Raw genomic sequence first — 26288 nt, forward strand, 5'->3', positions numbered from 1 at the left:
AACCTTATTTAGATAAGCGAAACTTGTATTCTAACGGCTCGATGCTTAGCATTGAGCCGTTTTGTTTTATTTGTTGTCTGCTAATTTGAAGGTACGCGAATGTTTTGGGTAAATGGAGTTCCACAAACGCATGTAGAACTGGGTGATCGCTCATTCCAATACGGTGATGGAGGTTTTACCACCATCCTGACCCAAAACGGAGAGTTGGTTTACTGGCAAGAACACATTGAGCGCATGAAGTCCTGCCTTGACGTATTGAAGATCTCTTCCCCTGACTGGCAAGTTGTGCGTGATTGGGCAAGCAAAGCGGCTTTATCTGATGCACAAGCTGGGGTGAAAATTCACGTTAGCCGTGGTATTGGTGGGCGAGGGTATAGTCCTAATGGGATTGAAGGCCCTATCGTGACGATCTCCAATTTTGCGTTTCCTTCTCATTACTCTTCTTGGCAAGAAAAAGGCGTGGATTTGGGCGTTTGTGAGACTCGTCTCGGGATTCAACCTTTACTTGCTGGACACAAGCACAACAACCGTTTAGAGCAGATTCTCGCCAAGGCTGAAATCGACGATACCGAGTTTGCAGATGCAATAACGTTAAATGTGCAAAACCATGTCATTGAAACTACAATGGCCAACCTTTTTTGGGTTAAAGGTTATAAAGTATTTACACCGGAGCTGACCTTATCTGGCGTTGCGGGCGTAATGCGTCGTAAGGTGCTTGAGTTACTAAAAGTAAGTCATATTGAAGTCATCGAGGGGCGTTTTATACTTCCAGATTTGCTGAGCGCAGACGAGGCTTTCATGTGTAACTCAATATTAGGTGTCGCACCAATTCGCAGCATAGTGGCATCTAACTCTAAGACTATATTTCCGATAGGAAAATTGACTCAACGACTGCAAGGGAATTTAACTACGTGATTAAAAAACTGTTGGCTTTTGTTGTGCTGATCGCAGTGATAGGCGCAGCAGCTGTTTTTTATATAATTTCACAGGCTAAACAATACGTTGAAAAGCCTATTCTATTGGAACAACCTCAGCTGTTTACTGTAGAAAGTGGTACAAGCTTTCATCGTGTCATGCGCGCCTTAGTTGAAGGTGAGGTAATTGAAACGTCGGAGTACATCCGTTTAATACCTCACTTATATCCAGAACTGTTGCAAGTGCGAGCGGGTACTTATCAACTAGAGCCTGGTATGTCGCTTTCGCAAGCATTGGAGCACCTGAATACCGGAAAAGAATACCAGTTTGCGATCACTTTTGTTGAAGGCAGCCGCTTTTCTGAGTGGATAGAGCAATTGAAAAGTGCTCCTTATTTAAAGCATGATTTAACCGATCTTTCAGAAAAAGAAATGGCTGCGAAGCTCGGAATTGAGCGAGAAAAGCTAGAAGGTTTGTTTTTAGCAGAAACCTACCATTACACAGCGGGTGCGAGTGAAAGCCAGTTATTAAAACGAGCGCATCAAAAACTCAATAAAATACTGGATGCTAGCTGGGAAGCTCGTCAAGAAAAGCTGCCATTGCAAGACAAATATGAAGCCTTGATTCTGGCGTCTATCATCGAGAAAGAGACGGCCATTGACTCTGAGCGTGAGCGCGTCGCTTCTGTGTTTATCAACCGATTGAACAAACGCATGCGTTTACAAACGGATCCGACGGTTATTTATGGTATGGGTGATGCTTACGACGGAAATATTCGTAAGAAAGATTTGCGCACGCCGACACCATATAACACCTATACCATCAATGGCTTACCTCCAACCCCAATCGCGATGGCAGGTGAAGCCTCTATTGAAGCGGCTTTGAATCCAGAAAGCAGCAACTATTTATATTTCGTAGCAAGTGGAAAGGGCGGGCACGTATTTTCGAAGTCCCTTGCAGAGCACAATCGTGCTGTTCGAGCCTATTTAAGAGAACTAAGAAAGAACAAATGATGAAAGCAAACTTTATTGTCGTTGAAGGCCTAGAAGGCGCGGGTAAAAGCACTGCGATTAAAACCGTTTTAGATACGCTAAAAGCGGCAGGTATTGAAAATATCGTAAATACTCGTGAGCCAGGAGGCACGCCGCTAGCAGAAAAGATGCGCGCTCTGGTGAAAGAAGAGCATGAAGGCGAAGAACTTAAAGACATGACGGAGTTGCTTCTTCTATATGCTGCACGTGTCCAGTTGGTTGAGAACGTGATCAAACCAGCTTTGGCGAACGGTCAGTGGGTGGTGGGTGACCGCCACGATATGTCGTCGCAGGCTTATCAAGGTGGTGGCCGTCAGATTGACGCGTCGCTAATGAAAAACCTTCGAGACACAACGCTTGGTGATTTTAAACCTGCTTTCACTCTCTATATGGATATCGACCCTCGCGTTGGGCTTGAGCGTGCGCGTGGGCGTGGTGAGCTCGATCGTATCGAGAAGATGGATATCAGCTTCTTTGAACGTACACGAGAGCGTTATTTGGAGATTGCTCATGCTGATCCTTCCATCATTATCATTAACGCTGAGCAGGCGATCGAAGACGTGTCGCGTGATATTCGGGACGCTCTTAACGAGTGGTTAGCTCGTCAATAATAAGTGAAACTTAAATTTAGGTGACTCATGTTAAATGATTATCCATGGTTGCAGCCAGTATGGGATAACCTCAAAGTAGGGCTAGAGTCGGACAGAATACCAGGTGCGCTTTTATTGCAAAGCGAGCAAGGCTTAGGCATCGAAAAGCTTATCGAGTTTTTTAGCCAAGCACTTCTTTGCCAAAATTACGCCAGTGAAGCGTGCGGTTTTTGTCATAGCTGTCAATTAAATCAATCACACAACCACCCAGATTTACACTGGATCAAACCAGAAAAAGAAGGAAAAGCGATAACGGTGGACCAAGTTCGAGCTTGCAACCGTCTTGCACAGGAATCATCACAGCTTAATGGTTATCGCCTATTTGTTATAGAGCCAGCGGACTCTATGAATGAATCGGCATCGAATGCATTGTTAAAAACGCTAGAAGAGCCTGGGGCAAAGTGCTTGTTTTTGCTCGTTACCCACAATCAGGAGCGCCTGCTTCCAACGATTCGTAGCCGTTGCCAACACTGGGTTGTTGCGCCGCCGTCAACGGAACAAGCGATGCAATGGATGCGCGAACAAGGGGCGCAGCAAGTTCCTGCTTACGCCTTAAAACTGAATATGGGCTCTCCGATAAAAACATTGGATGCGTTAAATAATGGCGATCTCGATGCTTACTTGGCTTTTGAGCGCACTTTTATTAAGGCGATGTCTTCTCCTGCCTCAGACATTTCTGAGTGTGCTTCTTTAATGGCTAAACACTCGGAGCAATCACTAGACTGGGCGTGGTATTTACTGACAGACGCTCAGAAAGCGCAGTTTGGTGTATCAGAAGCACAAATGCTTCCTGGCGCTATAAAGTTTCAACCGAACAACTACAACGGTTTGTACTCATCAGCGAAGGCGCTGATGGACCTCAAAGCTCAGGTGCAAGCCTTTCCTGGTCTAAACCTTGAGCTACTATCAATGAACTGGTTAATTGAATCACGAGAGGCATTATGTTCGTAGATTCTCATTGTCATTTAGACAAATTGAATTACGACGATCTCCACATCAATGTGGAAGACGTTATTAACAAAGCTAAACAAGCAAAGGTAACCGAGCTGCTTTCTGTGGGAGTTACGCTGGATTCTTTCCCTAAAATGATGGAAATGATTGAGCCTTATGAGAATGTTTATGCTTCGTGCGGTGTACACCCACTTGATGTTGAAAGCGACTTTTCGATGGACGTGCTACGTCACCACGCATCGAATGAAAAAGTCGTTGCCATTGGTGAAACAGGCTTGGATTATCATTATAAGCCAGAAACGGCAGCGTTACAGAAAGAGCGTTTTGAGCAACACGTTGATCTTGCGGTGGAGCTTAACAAACCTTTAATTATCCATACCAGAAACGCACGTGCGGATACTCTAGATATTTTGCGTAAGGGTGGGGCGGAGAAATGTGGTGGTGTTATCCACTGTTTTACAGAAGATCTTCCATTTGCTGAAGCTGCACTTGAGCTGGGGTTTTATATTTCTATCTCGGGGATTGTCACTTTCCGTCAAGCTACAGAGTTGAAAGAAGTGGTGAAGACTCTACCTCTAGAGAAGCTTCTCATTGAGACAGATTCTCCTTACTTGGCTCCAGTCCCTCACCGAGGTAAAGAGAATCAACCTGCTTATGTTGTCGAGGTGGCTTCTTATATTGCGCAACTCAAATCGTGCTCTCTTTCTGAAGTGGCACAAAAAACCACCGAAAATTTCCGAAATCTTTTTTTGCGATGAAAAATCAATAAGAGCATAAAAAAGGAGCGTATGCTCCTTTTTTGTTGATAAAAACAACAGATATACTCATGAGTTTAATGTTTACTAAAAATGTTGATTTAATAACATTCAAAAATCACAAATGTAATTTTGTTACTAAAAATAACATTGGGGCGTATTTTATTTACGCCTTAAAATTAATTATATAAATAATAAACTCTTTATAAAACAGTAATATAACTGCAATGCAAACCTTTTCATCAGCTGTTTTTGGGTGTGATCCAAGACTTGTTTTGAAACTAAATTTCGTAACTGTGTGGAAAGTTTGAGGGTCATCAATATATATTTAGAGCCGGAAAATATAATGCAGTTGTGGTTACATTTTCATTGGGTGCTAACCTTTAGGCTACGGGGGTGTGCCGTTAGTGCCCAAATAATACTTATAAATTTATCAGGAGCATAAACATGTTTAAGAACCTTTTTGCTAACCTGCAAAAAGTTGGTAAGGCGCTGATGCTTCCAGTATCAGTTTTACCAGTTGCAGGTATTTTATTAGGTGTGGGTGCTGCCCATCTAAGCTTTATTCCAGAGATCGTTTCTAATCTTATGGAACAAGCTGGTGGTTCAGTATTCGGCCAAATGGCACTTCTATTTGCAGTAGGTGTAGCTCTAGGCTTCACTAATAACGACGGTGTTGCTGGTCTTGCAGCAATCGTTGGTTACGGCATCATGACGGCAACGCTAGGTGTAATGGCGGGTGTTATGGGTGTTGAGAAAATCGATACAGGTGTACTAGGTGGTATCCTTGTCGGTGGTGTGGCTGCTTGGGCATTCAACCGTTTCTTCAAAATTCAACTTCCAGAGTATCTTGGCTTCTTCGCTGGTAAGCGTGCAGTGCCTATCATCACTGGTTTTGCAGCGATCATCCTTGGTGTTATCCTTTCTGTAATTTGGCCACCAATTGGCGGTGCAATCTCTGCATTCTCTGATTGGGCTGCGCACCAAAACCCACAACTAGCATTCGGTATCTACGGTGTTGTAGAGCGTTCTCTAATCCCATTCGGCCTACACCACGTATGGAACGTACCGTTCTTCTTCGAAGCTGGTTCTTGTATTAACGCTGCTGGTGAAGCTCAAAACGGCGTACTAACTTGTTACCTAGTTGCTGATGAAGCATCTCGTGCTGCTGGTAATGGCTTCGGTCAGCTAGCGGGTGGTTACATGTTCAAGATGTTTGGTCTACCAGCTGCAGCAATCGCAATTGCTCACTGTGCTAAACCAGAAAACCGCGCAAAAGTAATGGGTATCATGGCGTCAGCTGCACTGACTTCATTCCTAACTGGTATTACTGAGCCTATCGAATTCTCATTCCTATTCGTTGCTCCACTACTATACGGTATCCACGCTCTACTAGCTGGTTCTGCATACATTGTTTCTAACACTCTAGGCTTTGTACACGGTACTTCTTTCTCTCACGGTCTGATCGACTTCCTAGTTCTATCTGGTAACGCTCAGAAGATGGGTCTAATGATTGCTGTTGGTCTAGTATACGCAGTGATTTACTACGTAGTGTTCCGTGGCGTAATCACAGCACTTGACCTAAAAACTCCTGGTCGTGAAGATGAAACAGAAAGTGCGGCAGCAACTTCTGGCTCTGACATGGGTGGTGAACTGGTTGCAGCGTTCGGTGGTAAAGCTAACATTACTGGTCTAGACGCATGTATCACTCGCCTACGTGTAGCGGTTGCAGATACAGCAGCTGTTGACCAAGACAAACTGAAACAACTTGGCGCTGCTGGTGTTGTAGTTGTTGCAGGTGGTGTACAGGCTATCTTCGGTACTAAGTCTGACAACCTAAAAACTGAAATGGATGAGTGGATCCGTAACCACGGCTAATCACCGTCATTCATAACAATGAATAAAAGGAGGCTTCGGCCTCCTTTTTTAGTTCCTCTCCCATTGCTAAAAGTGCTTTCTGAGTGTGATCCTAAACTCATCTTTACTTTTGCCAGTCTTTTCATACATCGCGCTTACTCATCGTTGACATATTGAAACACCACTATGTTTGAATAACGCATGATGTTTTTTAATAATTGATAACGTGTATGAAGAGCAAATTAATTTTATTAGCAGGACTAGTTTCTAGTACCGCAATTGCGGCAAATGAGCCAACGAACTTGTCTGTTGGTATGGCTGTCGATCAACAGTTGAGTGTTGTTGTTGAGTTAGATAATAAGTATCGCGGCATTATCGGTAACGATGGTATGGCGTTTGATTACATCGCTAAACGTGGAACATTCGATCAAAACATGCCTGTGACCTGGTATGTTGGCGTTGGTGGTTGGTATGAATGGGATGATGAGTTTGGCGTGCGTGTACCTCTCGGTTTGAACTGGGATTTATCACGCGGCTGGGATCTTTATGGTCAAATACACCCAGAGCTAGATCTTTACAAAGGTGCTGACTTACAACTTGGTGGTGCCGTTGGCATCAAATACAGTTTCTAGAATAAAAGAAACATAAAAAAACGCCGGTAAATACCGGCGTTTTTTGTTTGGAATGCAATACTGCTATTGTTTATCCATGGCTCGCTTGATACAAACGGCCGCGCCGCCCCAAGTGATACCTAAACCAATAACCATCATAATAATTGCGCTGATTGTCATTTCGCTGTCTCCTTGCGATTCACTGCGTTAATCACTAGACCAAAGATAAATAGTGCGGCGATAAGTGCCCAGCCTACAGTTAGATCATAACCACCGTAGCCTTCAGTAAATAAAGCATAAAGCTTAGTCGCTAAGATAATGGCGAGCATAATCGGTGTTACGAAGCGTAAACAGATCTCAAACCATTGACCAATAGAGAAATCAGAGCGCTCATTTACGTAATTACGTACTTCAGGCACGCGTTTCAATAGCCACGCCATCAATACAATCTCAACCAAGCCGCCTACCATAATGCCAACGTTGTTTGCAAAGTGGTCTACTAGGTCTAGCAGCAATAGACCGCCATTTGTTGCGAACGCCATAGAAACCACAAAACCAGTTCCAATTACAACGTTTGCAGCTTTTTTTCGGCTCCACTTTAGCTTATCGATGATGGCGGATGTTACGGCTTCCATGATAGAAATGTGCGAACTTAGACCAGCAACCACCAGTGCAAAGAAGAACAGAGGACCAAGAATATATGGTGCGGGTAATAAGTTAATTGCCGCAGGTAAAGTAACAAAAGCAAGGCCAACGCCAGCAGATACCACTTCTGTTAGCGGTTTTCCTTGTTCTTGAGCCATGTAACCCAAGACAGAGAAGATCATAATACCAGCGAGGATGGAGAAGCCACAGTTGATCAACACGGTCATAAACGCGTTATTCGTGATGTCCGACTTTTCTGGCAGATAGCTAGAGTAAGCCAGCATGATCGCGAAGCCGATGCTTAGGGTAAAGAAGATCTGACCGTACGCAGCTGCCCATACTTTCACATCCCAAATTTTGCTGAAATCGGGTTCAAACATGTAGTTAACGCCATCCAAAGCTCCTGGCAAGAAAACCATACGTCCGATTAAAAAAATCACCATCAAGAATAGTATTGGCATCATGATTTTAGATGCGCGCTCAATCCCTGATTTCACGCCTTTGGCAATGGCGGTATAAGTAATGGCCCAAGCAATCACCATAGATAAGGCTATCTTCCATTGAATACTGCCTAAGTCTGTTGGTGAGTTATCACCTAACTTTAGGTACTCGCTAAAGAAAAATGCGTTTGTATCGGTTCCCCAACCTTGAGTGAACGACAACCCAAAGTAAGAAATCGACCAACCGATAACTGCAACATAGTAAACGGCGATAACTGCTGCAACACCAACTTGGAACCAGCCAAGCCATTCAAATTTGGAGTGAATTTTCGCTAGCGTTTTGGGTGCCGAGCCTCGGTACTTTTGTCCCATGCTGAACTCAAGGATCATAAATGGAATACCGGCCGTGATCATGGCAAAAATGTAAGGAATAAAAAATGCGCCGCCACCGTTTTCATAGGCCATGTATGGAAAACGCCAAATGTTTCCCAAACCGATAGCAGAACCGACTGCTGCTAAGATGAATCCCGCTCGGGATCCCCATTGTTCTCGCTTCATATTTGACTCCTATACGACTCCCTGAGGAATGAAGCTCTCTCCGTAACATAGTAATATTTGCGCAAACTGTTGGAAGAAAGGACCGCTGTTATCTATCAGCTTTTCTATCCTTAATTCTAGTTTATTATAATTTTCTAGAGCTATATTCTGGTTACTGTGAGAGAAAGTAGATTATTAATCTTAAAGTTTTGATGTGTGTTTGATAAAACTGAAATATTTATCTGTTTTCACTAATCAGACTAACTTCTAATAATACTTAGCGCAATAGAATCTAAATGTTAACTCGGATGCGTTGTCTGGTTTTAATCTTGTTAAATTTGAGTTTGATTATGGTTTTGTGTGGGGGATTGGTTGGTTGTATGGAATAAATGACTAGAATCCAATAATCGACTTGGTGTTTAAAACTATTTTGATGAACTAGGGCGTACGGCTATCTTTTGCGCACCCCGCTAGAGAATGCTTCGTTACTTTTCTAAGCGATGATGTTTAGATGATATTCTCTATCTGCTTTGTGTAGGGCTCGCCCAGCACTCTTTGTGGCGAGCCCTACGAAGTGAAGTGTACAAAAAATTAGAAACGGAAACTAAAACCAATATTTGATTGGAATTGGTTCATCCAATCGGTATCGAACTTAATGATGCAGTTTGAGCCGTCATTAGGTAGGGTGCAGGCTCCAGAGGTATCGTTATCAACGACCGTTCCTAACCATCTCAATTGGGCTGTCAACGCAAAGTTCTTTGAAAACTCATATTCCAGCCCTGCAAAAGCGCTAGCCGAAAATCCGTATTTTTTGTCTACCCAATCAACATCTGCGTAAGAGGCTCCCAAGCCAACACCAATATAGGTTTGCCAGTTTTCTGCAACAGGGTAGTACATGCTGCTTTGAAATTGCAGGTAATGGATATCTGCCGAATTTGATAACTTTTCAAGTTCTGTTGATTGGTTGGAGTAAAATAATCCAATTCTTCCTTTCTCAAAAGGCGTCTCGATTGAAATTGCGTAGTTCACTGCGGGATCGAGGTCGTATGTATTGCCACCTTCGTCTTCTACTTGACCGCCACCTGTATAGCCTATGAATGGAGTAACGATAATATTGGCTTGTGCACTTACCGCGGTGCTGAGCAGTATGCTTCCTACCAGCCAGCTGAGTTTTTGGTTCATGTCCTATCTCCTTATTATGACTAAGCTAATTGTGATGGGTTAGTCAAAATTGCGCGACTAAATTAAGCAAATCTTGAACATATTTCACACTGGTGTTATTAATTTGTTACATATTAAGGAGGTGTTTATGGAACACGATCTAAAATCCGCATTAATCATCGTGGTGACTGTTTTTGCAGTACTTTTGTCGTTTGGTATCATTGCGATTACAACGGCTTAAGATAACTACTTTTACCAAACGTTTTAACAAAATGGCGTGAGCCTATGATACGTAACAGCGGTATAATCACAGAAAGCCACACTGAGCTTGATGTCAAAGTTTATGAGCATTTCAGGCATGGAAAAACTGCTTTAGTCACGCAAGGTGGAGGGCAGAGAGGGATTTTTACCGCTGGCGTATTAGACGCATTTTTACTTTCCAACTTTGATCCTTTCGATGAATTCTACGGTACCTCTGCTGGGGCACTTAATTTATGCTCTTACTTATGTCGTCAACACGGTATGGGCAAAGCTTTTATTACCGAACTGACAACGTCTCCTGAATTTTTTAATCTGTTTCGTTATATTCGAAAGCAGCAGTACTTGGGTTTAGAGTGGGCGTTAGAGCGGATTCAAGATTTCCCTTACAAGCTTGATCTTGATTTAGGCCGCAGTGCACTAGGAGGACGAGGTGCGTTTGCAGCGGTAACAAATGTAGAGACGCTATCGGATCAATATTTACCAATCTTGGGTGACACGTGGTTTAACACCATGTTAGCAACATGCGCGATTCCTAAGTTGTACCAAGGACCTGTCGACGTTAATGGCAATAAGTTTGTTGATGGTGGTGTGTCGGCTTCTATCCCTGTTCAAGAAGCGTGGCGTCAGAATGCTCGCAACATTATTGTCATCCGAACAGAACCGTTCTCGGAGATTGAAGCGAGAGCGCAAAGTGAAGTAGGGGATGTGCCTGTCGAGTGGTATCGAGAGTCTATTAATTCGGTGCAGCAATCATGGCAGCAAAAAGTGAATCGATGGAAGTTGGATTGGGCTTCGTTCTTCCAACAAAAAATTAATGCCGCCCATCAATCGAAGCTTGCCGGAAAAATGCTATTGAATGGAGGCCGTTGGTTGTTCGGTGCTGATAATTTGTATCGTTTAAGCCATTTAATCGGTGAGAATTTTGACTCAGGTTTAGCCGACATGCTGATGATTCACTATCAAACATTTGAGCTCACTCAGGCCTTTATATCTGCTCCACCTGACGATACTTTCATTTTACAAATCGCGCCTAAAGAGGGGCTTCGTTCTTCTTCTTTGTTAAGTGACCAAGAATCACTAGAGCATGATTATCAACTCGGACTTCAGGCGGGGTTTAATCTGGTTCAACTCTATGACCAACTGAATATTGAAATTGATGGCAGAGAGAGTGCATAACCTTTTGTATTAACGACATAAGCTAAATACAAAGTGAAGTGTAAATAAATGAGGCTCCGTTTTCGGAGCCTCATTCGTGTGCGTACCTAATCTCTATGATTAATAGGGTTAGGTATAAAGGTTATGCTTGCAGAATTCGCATGCAGTTGGTTGAACCAACGACATCCATTACATCGCCTTGAGTGATCATGACTAAATCACCCTTGTGCAAGAACCCTTGTTCTTTAAGGCTGGCAATCGCAGCTTGAGCTGTCGGTAAACCTGCATCACTTCTTGACTCGAAATATACCGGTGTCACGCCTCGGTATAGTGCAGCTCGATTGAGCGTGGATTCATTACGTGATAAGGCAAATATTGGTAAGCCAGAGCTTAAGCGAGACATCATCAACGCAGTCCTGCCAGATTCTGTTAACGAGATCATCGCTTTAATTCCTTCCATGTGATTCGCAGAGTACATGGTTGCCATTGCGATGGTTTCTTCAGCGGTTTCGAAGGTGCGATCTAAGCGATAAGTGGATAGGCTTGCCTCAGACATCTTTTCTGCGCCCACACACACCTCGGCCATGGATTTGACCGTTTCTACAGGGTATTTACCTGCTGCGGTCTCTCCAGATAGCATCACCGCGTCAGTGCCGTCTAGAACCGCATTGGCCACGTCCATCACTTCAGCACGCGTCGGCATCGGGCTAGTAATCATGGACTCCATCATTTGTGTCGCAGTAATTACGATGCGGTTTAAGCTGCGTGCTCGGCGAATCAGCTTTTTCTGGACGCCAATAAGTTCAGGATCGCCAATTTCGACACCCAAATCGCCACGCGCTACCATCACCACATCGGATGCGAGAATAATATCGTCAATAGACTCATTGGTTGCGACGGTTTCTGCTCGTTCGACTTTGGCCACCAGCATGGCTTCGAGGCCCGCATCTCTGGCTAGGCGTCGAGCATAATGCATGTCTTCGCCGTTACGTGGGAACGAAATAGCAAGGTAGTCCACTTGAATTTCTGCGGCGGTAAGAATGTCGGCTTTATCTTTCTCTGTGAGCGCATCGGCTGACAATCCGCCGCCTTTTTTGTTGATCCCTTTATTATTAGATAGTGGACCACCAACAATCACACGGGTATGAACTTTATTGCCTTCGACGCTGGTGACTTGCAGTTGAACGCGTCCATCATCGAGTAACAGAATGTCGTTTGGTGACACATCTTGCGGCAGTTCTTTATAATCTAGCCCTACGGACTCTTGGTTGCCTTCACCTTTTGGTAAATCACTGTCTAATGTGAATTTATCGCCCACATTTAACATGACTTGGCCGTCTTTAAAGGTCGATACGCGGATTTTAGGGCCTTGCAAGTCGCCGAGGATAGCAACTTGACGCCCAAGCTTTGCCGCAATGGTACGGACTTTTTTGGCGCGTTGAATGTGGTCTTCACTGGTTCCATGTGAGAAATTCATACGGACAACGTTTGCACCGGCTTTGATGATCTCCTCAAGTACATTGTCCTTATCCGTTGAAGGACCAAGCGTGGTGACAATTTTTGTTCGTCTTAGTTTGGAAGTCATAGATTCTCCGATGAATGTATGTGTAAAGGTAACTTGAACTCTATCCTTACTTTCCTCAATCGCTCTCAAGGTCTGCCTCGTTGCTGAGCCCACACCTAAAGCTGCTTGAGTATAAGTATATGCACAGAATGTTTACATTAAGAGTAATCCCGGTAAAACAGACAGATATTCCATAGGCTTCAGCCTCTATTGGAGAGAATGCGCTGTTGTAACAGGAGTTGCTTCATAATTTAGTGAATAAAAATAAGTTATTTTTCAAACAATTTAACAGGAGTAGATTCTTCGTTATTTGATTGAATACACAAACAAACAGGTTTATACGTGATGCTTGTCACGGGGATTTATTAATTCACTTCACAATTAGTTCGCAAAGTAAAAAAATTGTCTCGTTATAGAATTTCGGAGTGCAAGATGTACATGGCTCAACCGGGCCATATTGATCATATCAAACAGGTCAATGCTGGTCGTGTATATAAACTAATTGACCTAAAAGGTCCTATTTCTCGAATTGATTTGTCCAAGCAGAGTGAGCTTGCTCCTGCCAGTATCACTAAAATCACTCGAGAATTAATTGAAGCGCACTTGATTCATGAAACCACAGTACAAGAAGCGACGAGTCGTGGTCGACCTGCCGTCGGTTTGCAGGTCAACAACGAAGGGTGGCAATTTCTGTCAATGCGTTTGGGGCGAGGTTATTTAACTATTGCTCTGCATGAGCTAGGTGGCGATGTGTTGATCGATACTAAAATCGAGATACACGAACGTGACCAAGACGATGTGCTTGAGCGTCTGCTCTACGAAATTGATGAATTCTTCCAAACTTACGCGGATCAACTTGACCGTGTTACCAGTATTGCAATTACGCTGCCTGGCCTTGTGAATTCAGAGCAAGGTGTCGTGCTGCAAATGCCTCATTACAATGTCGAAAATCTTGCTCTTGGACCAGAGATATACAAAGCAACGGGCTTGCCAGTGTTCATTGCCAATGACACGCGAGCTTGGGCATTAGCAGAAAAGCTTTTCGGCCATTCTCAAGATAATGACAACTCCGTTCTTATCTCTATTCACCATGGTTTAGGTGCCGGCATCATTCTGGATGGGCGCGTTTTGCAAGGTCGTCACGGCAACATTGGTGAGCTTGGGCATATTCAAATCGATCCAAATGGAAAACGTTGTCATTGTGGCAACATTGGTTGTTTGGAAACCGTTGCCAGTTCTCAAGCCATTCGTGAAGAAGTCGTAAGACGAATTGCTGATGGCGAAGACTCTATTCTTGCTGAACAAGAAGAAATGAGTATTGAGAGCATTTGTGAAGCGGCAGCGAACGGTGATCCGTTGGCAGTTGATGTGATTGAAAAGCTTGGACGCTACTTAGGTTCCGCAATTGCTATTGTGATCAACTTATTTAACCCTGAGAAGATCTTGATCGGTGGTGTGATTAACCAAGCAAAAGATGTACTTTATCCTGCGGTGCGTCGCTGTATCGAAGAGCAGAGTTTACCGGTTTATCACCAAGATCTTGAGCTGGTGGAATCTCGTTTCTATAAGCAAGCAACAATGCCTGGTGCCGCGTTGATCAAGCAAGCGTTGTACGATGGTCAGTTATTGATGAAGGTTGTGGAAGGCTAATTGCTTCAAACATGATGAAGTGCTTAGGTGTCGAGCCTATACATTTTTAGATGATTTAGGGTGAGGCTTAACAGCTCACCCTTTTTGATCGCCTATTACTAGAAGGTGAATTTGAGTTGTGCTGCATTGCTATATCTGCGCCATTCATGTAATTTCCTAAAAAGCTCAAGTAAATAAACCCAAATGGCTTTCAATGTGTAGAGTGACTTTGTGTCTGATACAAATAGAAGGGAAGTAATACGCTGAAACCGTTGTACTTTCAAGCCATGCTCGAAAAACAAATATCTTAAGGTTATTTGGGTTTAGAACCTTGATGTGTCTGTATTGATTTCGAGTAAAAATAAGAATTATCCATAATTTAGGTAGTAGTATGTCCGGAGTGTTAAATACGGTTGACCAGCGTACGAACTTGGTTGGTGAAAACCGACTAGAGCTTCTGCTGTTCACTTTAAATAGTCGCCAATTGTTTGCGATTAATGTGTTCAAAGTGAAAGAGGTCATCAAGCTGCCACCGTTAACCAAGCTTCCTGGCTCACACTACAACATTCGTGGGGTCGCTTCTTTACGAGGTGAAGCGGTGCCAGTGATTGATTTGCGTGGCGCAATAGGTTTCCCAGCTTTGCGTGGTGAAGCGGAAGAAGAAAATTTGATCGTGACAGAGTACAACCGTACGGTGCAGGGCTTCTTAGTCGGTCCGGTTAAAAACATTATTAATACGGCATGGACTGAAATTCAGCCGCCTCCTTCCACGTCTGGTCGCTCGAATTACCTCACGGCGATCACGCAAATCAAAGAGGGGGATGCCTCTCAAATTGTCGAAATTATTGACGTAGAAAAAGTTTTAGCAGAGATCGTGCATTACGATGTAACGATTTCAGCGGACATTCTGGATCAAGAACTTGCCCAAGCAATGGTCGGGCGTAATGTTCTGATTGTGGATGATTCCTCTACAGCTCGTAATCAAGTTCGCGATACGCTTTCTCAATTGGGTATGAATATCATCGAGTGTCGTGACGGACTAGAAGCGCTAACAGTTTTAAAGCGCTGGTGTGATGAAGGGAAAGACGTAGAAAAAGAGCTGTTGATGATGATTACGGATGCTGAAATGCCTGAAATGGACGGTTATAAACTGACTCATGAAGTGCGCCAAGATCCACGTATGTCTAAGTTGTTTATTACGTTGAACACCTCTCTGAGCGGCAGCTTTAATGAAGCCATGGTACAAAAAGTAGGTTGTGATCGTTTTATCTCTAAATTCCAACCAGATCTGTTGGTTGAAGTTGCTCAAGACCGATTACGCCAGATGCTTTCTAAAAGTGCATGATTAGATATAGTGAAATCAGAGGGGGAGCAGCTCTCCCTCTGATTTTTTAACGCCTCGCTTATTAATATCTCTGTACTAATGAAAGTCGCGAGATTTACTTTGTAGATTATTCAAATAGTGCGTGCAATCAATCAACTTGCCAGCAATAACGTGCGTGACTTCTCCCTCTCTTTCAAGAATGCCTTTCACCATTAATACTTTAGCGCCTAAATACGCTTGCTTTTGGGCTCGTGCTGTCGCTTGCCAAACGACCACATTAATGTTGCCTGTGTCATCTTCTAACGTAAAAAATGTCACGCCAGCGGCGGTGCCTGGAGATTGTCTTCCCGTTACCACGCCTACCACTGTGACCAATGACCTATGCGGTTTCTCTGCCAGTTGCCTCATGCGGGTAAAATGAGGGAGTTTGCCCGTTTCTTCTAATAATTTAATCGGGTGGCGGCTAAGAGATAGTCCCGTGCTCGCGTAATCCTCAATTAAATTTTCATATTCTGAGGGCTGAGTTTGGTAGCTAACACTGGGTTCTTCGACCTTGTGAAACAATGGTAGGTCAGATAAGGAATCCATTGCTGCCCAGCGTGCGTTATAACGATTCCCCGATAGGATCTGAAATGCATTGGCTGAAGCCAATAATTCAATGTCACTTCGGCTTCTTAATATCTGCTTTACTTCTTGAATCGAGCGGTAACCATTAAGTGGTTTGCGCTCAATAAGCCTTTGCGCACTTTCTGCGTTAAAGCCTTTCACCAAGCGAAAACCAAGTTGCACGCCGAGCCTGCCATTCGGACGTGAGACGAGATGATGCTGATATTTTGAATGATTGACGCACACCGGCAATACTTCGACTCCATGTCGGCGAGCATCTTGTACTAATTGCGATGGGCTATAAAATCCCATTGGTTGGCTGTTCAACAGTGCAGTGTAAAATTCTGCTGGGTAATAATATTTTAACCATGCAGAACAATATGCCAGCACTGCGAAAGACGCTGAATGGCTTTCAGGGAAGCCATACTCACCAAAGCCGCAAATCTGATCGAAAATGCGCTCAGCAAACGCTAAGTCATAACCTCTCTCTTGCATACCATTGATCAGTTTTGGCCTGAATTTAGCGAGATCGCCATTCTTTTTCCATGATGCCATTGCTCGACGGAGTTGATCGGCCTCGCCGCCGCTAAACCCAGCTGCTACCATGGCTAACTTGATTACTTGCTCTTGGAAAATTGGGACGCCCATAGTCCGCTCAAGAACGCTTTTTACTTCTTCCGATGGATAACTGACAGGCTCTTTGTGATCACGTCGTTTTAAAAAAGGATGCACCATATCACCCTGAATAGGGCCTGGACGAACAATCGCAATTTGAATCACTAAATCGTAATAACAAGCGGGCTTTAAGCGAGGGAGCATGCTCATTTGTGCACGAGATTCAATTTGGAATACGCCTATCGTGTCGGCTTTTTGGATCATGCGGTACACGTGTGGATCATCTTGTCGGCGAGTGATCTCAGAAATAGAGAGGGATCGCTGGTGGTGTTTCTCGACCAGTTGGAAGCACTTTCTGATGGCGTTTAACATGCCGAGTGCGAGTACATCGACTTTTAGTAGCTTCAAGCTTTCTAAATCGTCTTTGTCCCATTGAATGATAGTGCGATCTTCCATCGAGGCATTTTCAACAGGTACCAACTCATATAAAGGGCCAGATGAAATTACAAAACCACCCACGTGCTGAGATAAGTGGCGTGGGAAGCCAATTATCTCGTTGACCAATTGGATAAACTGCTGCCCTTTGAGAGATTCTGGTTGTAAGCCAAGTTCAATAATTTGAGCTTGCCAGCCTTGGCTGCGATCTCGGCGATTAACGTTCTTAATGAAAAAATCTAGTTGGGTCTCTTCAATCCCTAGCGCTTTACCGACTTCACGCACGGCACTTTTAAAGCGATAGCTGATTACTGTTGCAGCAAGTGCTGCACGCTCACGGCCATATTTTTTGTAAATATATTGGATAACCTCTTCACGGCGCTCGTGTTCAAAGTCCACATCAATATCCGGCGGTTCCTTACGTTCTTTACTGATAAATCGTTCGAATAAGACTGCGATTTGTCGAGGGTCGACGGCGGTAATTTCCAGGCAATAGCACACCACAGAGTTTGCGGCGGAACCTCGACCTTGGTAAAGAATGCCTTGTTGTTTCGCGAACATTACGATGTCGTGGATGGTAAGGAAGTAGTAGTGGTATTTCAGCTCTTGAATAAGCGCAAGTTCATTCTCGATGGTTTGATTGACTTCTGCTGGCACGCCTTCAGGAAAACGCAGCTTTTTACCATGCTCGACTAACATACGTAAGTAAGAGTCGGGTGTATAACCATTTGGGATCAGCTCGGTAGGATATTCGTATTTTAAATCGGAGAGCTTAAACTCGCATAAATCGGCGATGTAAGTACTTTCTTCCAGCCATTCTGGTTTGTAAATCCGAACCAGTTTTTTAAAAGGACGAAGCGCTCGTTCTGTATTCGAAATACGATCAAAACCGAGTTTATCGACGCTACACCCATGCTTTATAGCGGTAAGTACATGCTGTAATGGCAAGCGTTCAACATCATGCATGAGAACGCCTCCGCAGGCAGTTATAGGTAATTGAAATTCATGTGCTAACTGCTCGCAGTGCGCAATGTACTCAGTATCGTTGTTACTCAAATGGCGCTGAATCGCTACCCACAAACGATTAGCGTGGTGTTGATTGAGCCAGCGTCCCCAATAGTGGTCACTCTCTTGATGTGTGGGCAGCCACAATACCAAGCAATGTCGAATCGACATCAAATCCCATTCGAACAGTTGATAGTTGCCTTTTTCACTTCGTCTTCTTGCGTTTGTGATGATACGACACAACTCGGCATAAGCCTTGCGACAAGGGCAAAGCAGTACGATTTGGCATTCATCATTTAACCAAAACATACTTCCAACGATTTGTTTGATATCGAGTTTATGTTGTTCGATGGTCGCATGGGCTTTGACAACGCCCGCGACCGAACATTCATCAGTTATGGCTAGAGCTTGATAGCGATAGAAAGCAGCTTGGAGTACAAGCTCTTCTGCATGAGAAGCCCCAGTCAAAAAAGAGAAGTTAGACTGACAAAATAGTTCCGCGTAACTCATAATGACCCAACAAAAATTACTGTCGATTTAACAAAAATAGCCATGAAGAAACCAGTGCTTGTGCTGATCGCGAAATATCCATAACCAGCGGCCTTGCTTGGTGTGTGCAATGTAGTAATCACGCATGATCTCATCACCATCCCACCATCCAGAAACGATTCGCTCAGGTCCGTGGACCAAAGAGACTTGCTCTTGCAATGCAATGGGAGTGGGCAATTGCATTGCGGGGCGTAGTATGGAGGGTATGGCGTGCTCCTTTTCATCTGGAGCATCAGCAGGGCGATATTGACTGGCCTTTTCTGGTCTAGGATCACAAGCGATGTTGGGTTTTAACACAGCACTTTTCCCCAATTTAGCTTGCAGTAAAGAGAGCAGTTCTAAAGCATTCATGTTCCCTTTTTGCCCAGCAAAGAGATTGCGTGATGCACTAAGAGGCTCACCTTGACGGATGACTTTTAACGTTAGCCCTGTGACTGGGCCATTGAGCGAGAGTGACTCTAAGCTTAAACTCGCTAACTGCTGCCAACGCTGACATAGGTAATCACCTTGCGCAGAAGTGAGTTGAAGGTGTTGCTCTTGTTTCTCACGCTGGTGGAGTGTTAAACACAGCTCAAAAGCGACCTTATCTCTTAATTTAAGAAAGGTTTCGAGTTGACGAAGTAACTTGGCCAGCGGCTTTTCAATCCACTGAACGTTTTCGAACTCAAACAGCAGTTCTAAATAAACTTGGAAGGATTCGGTCGGGTGATAAAAGTCGACAGGATGCTTAAACTGCCCAGTCAGTCGACCAACGTAGTTCACCAAATCGATATCAAAGCGTCGAGCGATGTCTTGCAACGGCAGTTCAAGTAACCCTTTTAAGGAAGTAACGCCTACGCGGTGCAGCTTTTCAACCATAGAGCTCGATAAATCGGTTAGAGGCAGAGGTAATGGGAATAACATTTGTTCGATAAGAGATTTGTCGTCACTAAGAACATTTGCTCCTGCCAATGCCATTAACTTGGCTGACAGAGGTGAAAAACCACAACCAAATTGAAAGCTTAACTGCAGTTTAGTTAAGTGAGCACTGACTTTATTCCAGTAATTGTCCAACCCTTCATATAGGGTGAGCATCGGTGTGGCACGTAGCAAAATACCTTGGTTTGGCATCAACACAACGTCAGATGTGATCAAATACAACCACTGAGCTACCTCTTGTAATTTATTTAATTCGGTTTGTGGATGATAAGGATGCACTTGTAAATCTCGACACAAGGACGCAGCACTGCCTAAGCCCATACCAGGCTTAATGCCTTGTTGTTCGGCAATCTCGTTGTATTGAATAATCTGGCAACGTTGGCTTTCGACAATCACCACGGGTTGATCTTGGTTATCACCAAAGAGTGCGTCTAGCTGTAGGCGAGGGAAGTGCAAGTAAATCCACAAAGCCATATCACTAACCTTGGTTCGCCAGTGGGAAATTGACCACCGTTGATGGAATGTGAGTCGTGCTTGGCATTACCAGTTGTGGGTAGTGGTGTTGGAAACTGATATCGACACTGCCTTTGCTCCAACCGCCTTTTCGCTTGAGAACTTCCACTTTGACGCCTTGTACATTACCTTGCAGCTTTAGGCTTAATGAAACAGGTAAAGACAAGCGGTTTGTCATATTAGGCTTGAGCATGAATAGAGGACAAGTGCCTTGCCCACTCGCTACCTGTAAGCGTTTCACTTGATGTATTTCAAGCTCTTCTTGCCATAACAAAACATTACTGCATACCCCACTTTTCAGACATTGCTCTGCAGCCCAAAGAGCATCTTTGGGATGAGCTGGATTAACGACCCACACTTGGTTTATATCCAAACCGATGTAGTGTAAGAACAGAGAATTCACTAACGCGGGAGGTTGAATAAATGCAGTCACACCATTGGTCTGGGTGGCTTTTAAATAAGGAGCGAGCAAACGCAATTCACCAATACTACCAATAGATTCCATCTCCACTACGCCATGAGGTGGAAAGCCTCCGCCGAGCAAATCATCTAATTCAGAAAACCCGGAACTAGTCCGCAACTGCTGAGGATCTGTTTTCGTTAAATTTGCTTGCCAAACAAGGTGCTGGCTTTTTAAGTGCTGAATAATATCGTGCATAATAAATACCTGTATATATGTACAGTATATTTCTATGGCAGAAAGTCGCAAGATTTTTATGAAGAGAGAAATGAAAAAAGGCAGCGTTTGCTGCCTTTTCAATCGATTATGTGAGGTAACCTGAATTAGTTATTTACGCTTCGGTTGAGCGTCGATGCACTGACCATTCACATCGGTAACCGCTGGATCCATTAAGTGCAAATATAGCGGCATGAGATCCAATGGCGTTTTGAGAGTATTTGCGTCTTCACCCGGGTATGCTTTTTCACGCATGCGAGTACGAGTTGCTCCAGGGTTAATTGCGTTAACACGGATCGGCGTATCACTCAGCTCGTCAGCCAAAACTTGCATCATGCCTTCTACGGCAAACTTAGAGATAGCGTATGGCCCCCAGAACGCGCGACCAGAGTGGCCGACGGTCGAAGAGGTAAAGATAATACGCCCAGCTTCTGATTTACGCATCACAGGCAGTAGTGCTTGAGTCATTAACACTTCTGCTTTCACGTTGATCTGCATGATATCGTCGAAATCTTCCTCTTTGATTTGATCAAATGGACACAGCGAACTCAAGACACCTGCGTTGTGTAATAGGCCATCCAAACGACCAAACTGTCCTTCGATTGTCTCTGCCATATCAATGTAATTTTGCTTAGTTGCGCCCTTGAGATCCAGAGGAATGATAGCAGCTTGTGGGTAGCCAGCGGCTTCAATCTCATCATAGATAGATTCAAGGTTTTGCACATTTCTACCCAAGAGAATAACAGTTGCACCGTGCTCGGCATAAGAAAGCGCGGCTTGACGGCCGATGCCATTACCAGCGCCAGTAACAAGAATGACTTTACCTTTTAGAGCATCAGCTGAAACGGAGTAGTTCACGGCGATAAATCCTTATTATTGTAAGAGGGTCCATGATAGTTAATTGACGCTAAAAAACGCCTGTTTCTCAATGGAAAATCTTGGTAATCGTGACAAGATGGTTACAATACACCAATTCATGTGTTATACCAATTCCAGAACTTTCGTTAGGTATGCTATCAATCAGAACAAGTGGTTACAAACCGCGCTGCCTTCTCGCTGATGTTTCTGCGTAACATACTAACGTCATCTGAAATGAGATAAAGGAGCTCTCGTTGGAATTTTTATTAGATTATGGTCTGTTTCTGGCCAAAATTATCACGGTGGTTGCTGCGATAATTGTTCTGCTCATTATTGCAAAATCGGCTGGTGGCAAATCGGGTGCGGCGAAAGGGGAGTTAGAGATTACCAACCTTTCAGAGCAACATAAACAATCTGTTGAGCAGTTAGAACATCATTTACATGACGATGCTTTCATCAAGGCTCGAGATAAAGCGGTCAAGAAAGAAGAGAAAGAGAAAAACAAATCTCGTGAAAAAGAGATCAAACAAGCGAGCAAAGACGGTTCATTAGATAGCAAGCGTGAACCACACCTATTCGTTCTTGATTTCAACGGTAGCATAGACGCAAAAGAAGTCGCGTCTCTACGTGAAGAGATCACTGCTATTTTGGCTGTCGCACGTGAAGGTGATGAAGTATTACTTCGTTTAGAATCTGGCGGTGGTATGGTTCATGGTTACGGCCTTGCCTCTTCTCAACTGGACCGAATCAAAGCTGCGGGTCTTCCTCTGACCATCTCTGTTGACAAAGTTGCGGCAAGTGGCGGTTACATGATGGCATGTGTAGCAGATAAGATTGTTTCTGCACCGTTTGCAATTGTGGGTTCTATTGGCGTTATCGCACAAATTCCTAACTTCAACAAACTGTTGAAGAAACATGACATTGAGTACGAACAACTAACCGCGGGTGAATATAAACGCACGCTAACGATGTTTGGTGAGAATACCGATAAAGCGCGCGATAAGTTTAAGCAAGAGCTTGAAGAAACGCATGTCTTGTTTAAAGACTTCATTCGCGAGCGTCGTCCTAGTTTGGACCTAGACAAAGTAGCCACTGGTGAGCACTGGTTCGGTACACAAGCGAAAGAGCTTGGTTTGGTGGATGACATTAGTACATCTGATGATATCGTTGTTGCGGCATGCAAAGATAAAACCGTACTTTCTGTGCATTATGTGCAGAAGAAAAAACTGGCAGACAAGCTAGCAGGTGTCGCGGGCAAAGTTGCTGACAGCGTGATCTTAAAGTTAGCTGAGCGTGGTCAAAAACCGATTGTTTAATCGAACCTAAGATCATGACATTTAAAACGGCGAGGGTGGAAGCTCTCGCCGTTTTTGTTGAACCTTATGTTTATTGATGAATCCAATTGCGCATTAGGTGTAATGCTTTACACGACATTTTTCCTCGCTCCAAAGGGCGATTACCCGTATAATGCGCGCCTCGAAAACCGAGCAAATTGCTGAAAAGAAACTATAGGTGGAGAAGAACATGTCCTCTCAAACTCCGGTTGTAACCGTAGATGGACCTAGTGGTGCAGGTAAAGGCACTTTATGTATGTTGCTGGCGAAAAAGTTGGGTTTCCAACTCTTAGATTCTGGCGCAATTTATCGTGTACTTGCACTCGCTGCGATTCACCACGGTGTCGACACAGAGTCAGAAGACGCACTTGTCCCTCTGGCAACACACCTAGACGTTCAATTTATCGCAGAGGGTGACTTAGTTAAGGTCGTTCTAGAAGGCGAAGATGTGTCAGGGGAGCTTCGCAAAGAAGAAACGGGTATGGCAGCATCTAAAGTTGCGGCTCTGCCACGTGTTCGTGAAGCATTATTACGTCGTCAGCGTGCATTTGAGGCCGCTCCGGGCCTAGTGGCTGATGGTCGTGATATGGGCACAATTGTATTCCCAAGTGCACAAGCGAAAATCTTCCTTGATGCGAGCGCAGAAGAGCGTGCAAATCGACGCCTTAAACAGTTGCAAGAGAAAGGGTTAGATGTTAAATTTGCTGACCTTTTAAGCGAGATCCAAGAGCGTGACGACCGAGATCGTAACCGCCCAGTGGCGCCACTACGCCCTGCTGAGGATGCGCTTGTGCTAGATTCTACGTCGATGACTATCGACGAAGTAGTAGAAAAGGCACTACAATATATCGAATCGAAGCTAGCTGAGTAATGATACTCGGCTAGACTAAGAGCGTTGGTCGCAAGGATGATGACTGGCGAATTTAATAACCCCATGCGGTAGGATACCCGTGGAAGTTTAATTTATTGAAGATTAACTAAATGACTGAATCTTTTGCTCAACTCTTTGAAGAGTTTCTAAACGAAACAGAATTCCAACAAGGCAGCATCGTTAAAGGTACTGTAGTAGCTATCGAGAACGGTTTCGTTCTTGTTGACGCTGGTCTTAAGTCTGAATCTGCTATCCCTGCTGAACAGTTCAAGAACGCTGCTGGCGAACTTGAAGTTGAAGTTGGCGCTGAAGTAGACGTAGCTCTAGACGCTGTTGAAGATGGTTTCGGTGAAACTCAACTTTCTCGTGAGAAAGCTAAGCGTCACGAAGCTTGGATCGTACTTGAGAAAGCTTACGAAGAAGCTGAAACTGTTGTTGGTATCATCAACGGTAAAGTTAAAGGCGGTTTCACTGTTGAACTAAACGGTATCCGTGCTTTCCTTCCTGGCTCTCTAGTAGACGTACGCCCAATCCGCGACACTGCTCACCTAGAAAACAAAGAGCTAGAGTTCAAAGTTATCAAACTTGACCAAAAACGTAACAACGTAGTTGTTTCACGTCGTGCTGTTATCGAATCTGAAAACAGTGTTGAGCGTGACGAGCTTCTAGAAACTCTACAAGAAGGTTCTGAAGTTAAAGGTATCGTTAAGAACCTTACTGACTACGGTGCGTTCGTTGACCTAGGTGGCGTTGACGGTCTTCTACATATCACTGATATGGCTTGGAAGCGCGTTAAGCACCCATCTGAAATCGTTAACGTTGGTGACGAGATCCAAGTTAAAGTTCTTAAGTTCGACCGTGAGCGTACTCGCGTATCACTAGGTCTTAAGCAACTAGGCGAAGATCCATGGGTAGCAATCGCTAAGCGTTACCCAGAAGGTCACAAACTAACTGGTCGCGTAACTAACCTAACTGACTACGGCTGCTTCGTTGAAATCGAAGAAGGCGTTGAAGGTCTAGTTCACGTTTCAGAAATGGATTGGACTAACAAGAACATCCACCCTTCTAAAGTTGTTAATGTTGGCGACGAAGTTGAGGTTATGGTTCTTGAAATCGACGAAGAACGTCGTCGTATCTCTCTAGGTCTGAAACAGTGTAAAGCTAACCCATGGCAGTCATTCGCTGAAGCACAAGCTAAAGGCGACAAAGTTACTGGTAAGATCAAGTCTATCACTGACTTCGGTATCTTCATCGGTCTAGAAGGCGGCATCGACGGTCTAGTTCACCTATCTGACATTTCTTGGAATGTTGCTGGCGAAGAAGCTGTACGTGAGTACAAGAAAGGCGACGAGATCTCTGCAGTTGTTCTAGCAGTAGACGCTGAGCGTGAGCGCATCTCTCTAGGCATCAAGCAAATGGAAAACGACCCATTCAATGCTTACGTTGCTGACAACAAGAAAGGTGTTCTAGTTAACGCTACTGTAACTGCTGTTGACGCTAAAGGCGCTACTGTTGAAATCGCAGAAGGCGTTGAAGGTTACATCCGTGCTTCTGAAGTATCTCGCGATCGCGTAGAAGATGCTTCTCTAATCCTAAGCGCTGGTGATGTTGTTGAAGCTAAGTTCACAGGTGTAGACCGTAAGAACCGCGTAATCAACCTATCTATCAAAGCTAAAGACGAAGCTGACGAGCAAGAAGCAATGGCATCTATCAACAAGCAAGATGACAATGCATTCGGTAACGCAATGGCTGACGCTTTCAAAGCTGCTAAAGGCGAATAATATACTCGCTTAAGCAAAAAAGGAGCCGCAAGGCTCCTTTTTTATATTTGAGCATATTTAAGTAGTAATACTAATGACGGTAAACTATCTTAATAAAAGGCATTTCTTCATTGCGCATTTTGCATAAAATTTGTCTAGAATTGTCAGCAAGTGTTTGTTGGAATTAGTATTACTTACTATAATAAGTGATAAAGATACTCAAAGAGGGCAACTATGACTAAGTCTGAACTGATTGAAAGACTCTGCGCTGAGCAAACACACTTATCAGCGAAAGAGGTAGAGGATGCTGTAAAAGATATTTTAGAGCACATGGCCTCTACGCTAGAGAGCGGTGACCGTATCGAGATCCGCGGCTTTGGTAGTTTTTCTCTTCATTACCGCGAGCCTCGCGTAGGTCGTAACCCTAAAACGGGCGATAAAGTGGAATTGGAAGGTAAATACGTTCCACATTTCAAACCTGGTAAAGAGCTTCGTGAGCGTGTAAATATTGGCTAACGCACTCTTATTAGTTTGAAAAAAGCGGCATACGTTTGTGTATGCCGCTTTTTTGTAATGTATCCAAGCAGTTTACGAAGCGAGCTGTTGATTCTGGCTGTTTTCTTTGCAGCTTTCTACACCCAAGTAACTTTAACTTCTAGGCG

At 44.1% G+C, this 26288-nt stretch carries 23 protein-coding genes; 15 read left to right on the forward strand and 8 right to left on the reverse strand.

The window, feature by feature from the left end; all coding sequences use genetic code 11:
* Positions 1–99: 99 nt before the first annotated feature.
* From pabC to NL644_RS11225, 7 genes are all read left to right on the forward strand, one after another.
* Positions 100–915 carry an aminodeoxychorismate lyase gene (pabC, locus tag NL644_RS11195; protein ID WP_114323280.1) on the forward strand — a complete coding sequence of 272 codons (816 nt, stop codon included), beginning with the start codon at positions 100–102 and terminating at the stop codon, positions 913–915.
* Entirely contained in the window at positions 912–1928 is a 1017-nt protein-coding gene (gene mltG / locus NL644_RS11200) for an endolytic transglycosylase MltG (RefSeq protein ID WP_114323279.1), read from the forward strand. The genes pabC and mltG overlap by 4 nt, the downstream gene beginning before the upstream one ends.
* The gene (tmk, locus tag NL644_RS11205; RefSeq protein WP_031780597.1) at positions 1925–2557 is read left to right on the forward strand and encodes a dTMP kinase; all 633 of its coding nucleotides are present in this window, start codon (positions 1925–1927) and stop codon (positions 2555–2557) included. The genes mltG and tmk overlap by 4 nt, the downstream gene beginning before the upstream one ends.
* A 27-nt stretch (positions 2558–2584) precedes the next feature.
* The gene (locus NL644_RS11210; protein WP_104969633.1) at positions 2585–3547 is read left to right on the forward strand and encodes a DNA polymerase III subunit delta'; all 963 of its coding nucleotides are present in this window, start codon (positions 2585–2587) and stop codon (positions 3545–3547) included.
* On the forward strand, positions 3538–4305 hold the full coding sequence (locus tag NL644_RS11215; protein WP_005396993.1) for a TatD family hydrolase: 768 nt from the start codon (positions 3538–3540) through the stop codon (positions 4303–4305). Before NL644_RS11210 ends, NL644_RS11215 begins: the two co-directional genes overlap by 10 nt.
* Positions 4306–4749: 444 nt before the next feature.
* The gene (gene ptsG, locus NL644_RS11220) at positions 4750–6180 is read left to right on the forward strand and encodes a PTS glucose transporter subunit IIBC (RefSeq protein WP_114323278.1); all 1431 of its coding nucleotides are present in this window, start codon (positions 4750–4752) and stop codon (positions 6178–6180) included.
* A gap of 209 nt (positions 6181–6389) precedes the next feature.
* Positions 6390–6791, forward strand: a complete 402-nt coding sequence (locus NL644_RS11225) for a hypothetical protein (protein WP_114323277.1) — start codon at positions 6390–6392, stop codon at positions 6789–6791.
* Positions 6792–6854: 63 nt separating this feature from the next.
* Here NL644_RS11225 and NL644_RS11230 read toward each other — a convergent pair whose 3' ends face one another.
* The 3 genes from NL644_RS11230 to NL644_RS11240 form a co-directional block, all read right to left on the reverse strand.
* Positions 6855–6950 carry a MetS family NSS transporter small subunit gene (locus NL644_RS11230; RefSeq protein ID WP_005372963.1) on the reverse strand — a complete coding sequence of 32 codons (96 nt, stop codon included), beginning with the start codon at positions 6948–6950 and terminating at the stop codon, positions 6855–6857.
* Complete coding sequence (locus NL644_RS11235; protein ID WP_005398219.1) at positions 6947–8413, reverse strand: sodium-dependent transporter; 1467 nt, start codon at positions 8411–8413, stop codon at positions 6947–6949. The genes NL644_RS11230 and NL644_RS11235 overlap by 4 nt, the downstream gene beginning before the upstream one ends.
* Positions 8414–8983: 570 nt before the next feature.
* The gene (locus NL644_RS11240; protein WP_104974994.1) at positions 8984–9574 is read right to left on the reverse strand and encodes an outer membrane beta-barrel protein; all 591 of its coding nucleotides are present in this window, start codon (positions 9572–9574) and stop codon (positions 8984–8986) included.
* A 127-nt stretch (positions 9575–9701) separates the two neighbouring features.
* Between NL644_RS11240 and NL644_RS11245 the strand changes: the two genes are divergently transcribed.
* Both NL644_RS11245 and NL644_RS11250 read left to right on the forward strand, forming a co-directional pair.
* Positions 9702–9794 (forward strand): YnhF family membrane protein, encoded by a 93-nt coding sequence (locus NL644_RS11245; RefSeq protein WP_005372970.1) that lies wholly within the window; start codon positions 9702–9704, stop codon positions 9792–9794.
* A gap of 44 nt (positions 9795–9838) precedes the next feature.
* Positions 9839–10990, forward strand: coding sequence for a patatin family protein (locus NL644_RS11250; protein ID WP_114323275.1), 1152 nt, complete (start codon positions 9839–9841; stop codon positions 10988–10990).
* Positions 10991–11111: 121 nt separating this feature from the next.
* On the opposite strand, the gene pyk is transcribed toward NL644_RS11250, so the two are convergent.
* A complete protein-coding gene (gene pyk, locus NL644_RS11255) occupies positions 11112–12554 on the reverse strand; it encodes a pyruvate kinase (protein WP_114323274.1) in 1443 nt (480 codons plus the stop codon).
* A gap of 411 nt (positions 12555–12965) precedes the next feature.
* Between pyk and NL644_RS11260 the strand changes: the two genes are divergently transcribed.
* Positions 12966–14183, forward strand: coding sequence for an ROK family protein (locus NL644_RS11260; RefSeq protein WP_005398213.1), 1218 nt, complete (start codon positions 12966–12968; stop codon positions 14181–14183).
* Positions 14184–14553: 370 nt separating this feature from the next.
* Complete coding sequence (locus NL644_RS11265) at positions 14554–15507, forward strand: chemotaxis protein CheV (protein ID WP_005398212.1); 954 nt, start codon at positions 14554–14556, stop codon at positions 15505–15507.
* Positions 15508–15582: 75 nt separating this feature from the next.
* Here the strand turns inward: NL644_RS11265 and NL644_RS11270 are convergent, their stop codons facing one another.
* The 4 genes from NL644_RS11270 to NL644_RS11285 form a co-directional block, all read right to left on the reverse strand.
* Positions 15583–18657, reverse strand: coding sequence for an error-prone DNA polymerase (locus NL644_RS11270; protein ID WP_253658400.1), 3075 nt, complete (start codon positions 18655–18657; stop codon positions 15583–15585).
* Positions 18658–18684: 27 nt separating this feature from the next.
* Entirely contained in the window at positions 18685–20088 is a 1404-nt protein-coding gene (locus tag NL644_RS11275; protein WP_253658401.1) for a DNA polymerase Y family protein, read from the reverse strand.
* Between the two features lie 4 nt (positions 20089–20092).
* The gene (gene imuA, locus NL644_RS11280; protein WP_253658402.1) at positions 20093–20785 is read right to left on the reverse strand and encodes a translesion DNA synthesis-associated protein ImuA; all 693 of its coding nucleotides are present in this window, start codon (positions 20783–20785) and stop codon (positions 20093–20095) included.
* A gap of 129 nt (positions 20786–20914) precedes the next feature.
* A complete protein-coding gene (locus NL644_RS11285) occupies positions 20915–21661 on the reverse strand; it encodes a YciK family oxidoreductase (protein ID WP_006743161.1) in 747 nt (248 codons plus the stop codon).
* 254 nt (positions 21662–21915) lie between these two features.
* Between NL644_RS11285 and sohB the strand changes: the two genes are divergently transcribed.
* The 4 genes from sohB (at position 21916) to ihfB (ending at position 26142) form a co-directional block, all read left to right on the forward strand.
* Complete coding sequence (sohB, locus tag NL644_RS11290; protein ID WP_005385819.1) at positions 21916–22977, forward strand: protease SohB; 1062 nt, start codon at positions 21916–21918, stop codon at positions 22975–22977.
* Between the two features lie 208 nt (positions 22978–23185).
* Positions 23186–23866, forward strand: coding sequence for a (d)CMP kinase (cmk, locus tag NL644_RS11295; RefSeq protein WP_005397113.1), 681 nt, complete (start codon positions 23186–23188; stop codon positions 23864–23866).
* 110 nt (positions 23867–23976) lie between these two features.
* Positions 23977–25647 (forward strand): 30S ribosomal protein S1, encoded by a 1671-nt coding sequence (rpsA, locus tag NL644_RS11300; protein ID WP_005385817.1) that lies wholly within the window; start codon positions 23977–23979, stop codon positions 25645–25647.
* Between the two features lie 213 nt (positions 25648–25860).
* Positions 25861–26142, forward strand: coding sequence for an integration host factor subunit beta (gene ihfB, locus NL644_RS11305; RefSeq protein WP_005385816.1), 282 nt, complete (start codon positions 25861–25863; stop codon positions 26140–26142).
* Positions 26143–26288: the final 146 nt, after the last annotated feature.

This window comes from Vibrio sp. Y10_XG_PY6 (assembly GCF_024181795.1).
Classification (GTDB): domain Bacteria; phylum Pseudomonadota; class Gammaproteobacteria; order Enterobacterales; family Vibrionaceae; genus Vibrio; species Vibrio diabolicus.

Bases quoted from the DNA above. Each gene is read 5' to 3' on its own strand.
- ihfB (WP_005385816.1), top strand. From the start codon at position 25,861: ATGACTAAGTCTGAACTGATTGAAAGACTCTGCGCTGAGCAAACACAC.
- NL644_RS11275 (WP_253658401.1), bottom strand. From the start codon at position 20,088: ATGGCTTTGTGGATTTACTTGCACTTCCCTCGCCTACAGCTAGACGCA.
- NL644_RS11215 (WP_005396993.1), top strand. From the start codon at position 3,538: ATGTTCGTAGATTCTCATTGTCATTTAGACAAATTGAATTACGACGAT.
- ptsG (WP_114323278.1), top strand. From the start codon at position 4,750: ATGTTTAAGAACCTTTTTGCTAACCTGCAAAAAGTTGGTAAGGCGCTG.
- pyk (WP_114323274.1), bottom strand. From the start codon at position 12,554: ATGACTTCCAAACTAAGACGAACAAAAATTGTCACCACGCTTGGTCCT.
- imuA (WP_253658402.1), bottom strand. From the start codon at position 20,785: ATGCACGATATTATTCAGCACTTAAAAAGCCAGCACCTTGTTTGGCAA.
- NL644_RS11265 (WP_005398212.1), top strand. From the start codon at position 14,554: ATGTCCGGAGTGTTAAATACGGTTGACCAGCGTACGAACTTGGTTGGT.
- NL644_RS11210 (WP_104969633.1), top strand. From the start codon at position 2,585: ATGTTAAATGATTATCCATGGTTGCAGCCAGTATGGGATAACCTCAAA.
- pabC (WP_114323280.1), top strand. From the start codon at position 100: ATGTTTTGGGTAAATGGAGTTCCACAAACGCATGTAGAACTGGGTGAT.
- NL644_RS11270 (WP_253658400.1), bottom strand. From the start codon at position 18,657: ATGAGTTACGCGGAACTATTTTGTCAGTCTAACTTCTCTTTTTTGACT.
- tmk (WP_031780597.1), top strand. From the start codon at position 1,925: ATGATGAAAGCAAACTTTATTGTCGTTGAAGGCCTAGAAGGCGCGGGT.
- NL644_RS11230 (WP_005372963.1), bottom strand. From the start codon at position 6,950: ATGACAATCAGCGCAATTATTATGATGGTTATTGGTTTAGGTATCACT.
- NL644_RS11225 (WP_114323277.1), top strand. From the start codon at position 6,390: ATGAAGAGCAAATTAATTTTATTAGCAGGACTAGTTTCTAGTACCGCA.
- NL644_RS11240 (WP_104974994.1), bottom strand. From the start codon at position 9,574: ATGAACCAAAAACTCAGCTGGCTGGTAGGAAGCATACTGCTCAGCACC.
- NL644_RS11250 (WP_114323275.1), top strand. From the start codon at position 9,839: ATGATACGTAACAGCGGTATAATCACAGAAAGCCACACTGAGCTTGAT.
- NL644_RS11260 (WP_005398213.1), top strand. From the start codon at position 12,966: ATGTACATGGCTCAACCGGGCCATATTGATCATATCAAACAGGTCAAT.
- NL644_RS11245 (WP_005372970.1), top strand. From the start codon at position 9,702: ATGGAACACGATCTAAAATCCGCATTAATCATCGTGGTGACTGTTTTT.
- rpsA (WP_005385817.1), top strand. From the start codon at position 23,977: ATGACTGAATCTTTTGCTCAACTCTTTGAAGAGTTTCTAAACGAAACA.
- NL644_RS11235 (WP_005398219.1), bottom strand. From the start codon at position 8,413: ATGAAGCGAGAACAATGGGGATCCCGAGCGGGATTCATCTTAGCAGCA.
- cmk (WP_005397113.1), top strand. From the start codon at position 23,186: ATGTCCTCTCAAACTCCGGTTGTAACCGTAGATGGACCTAGTGGTGCA.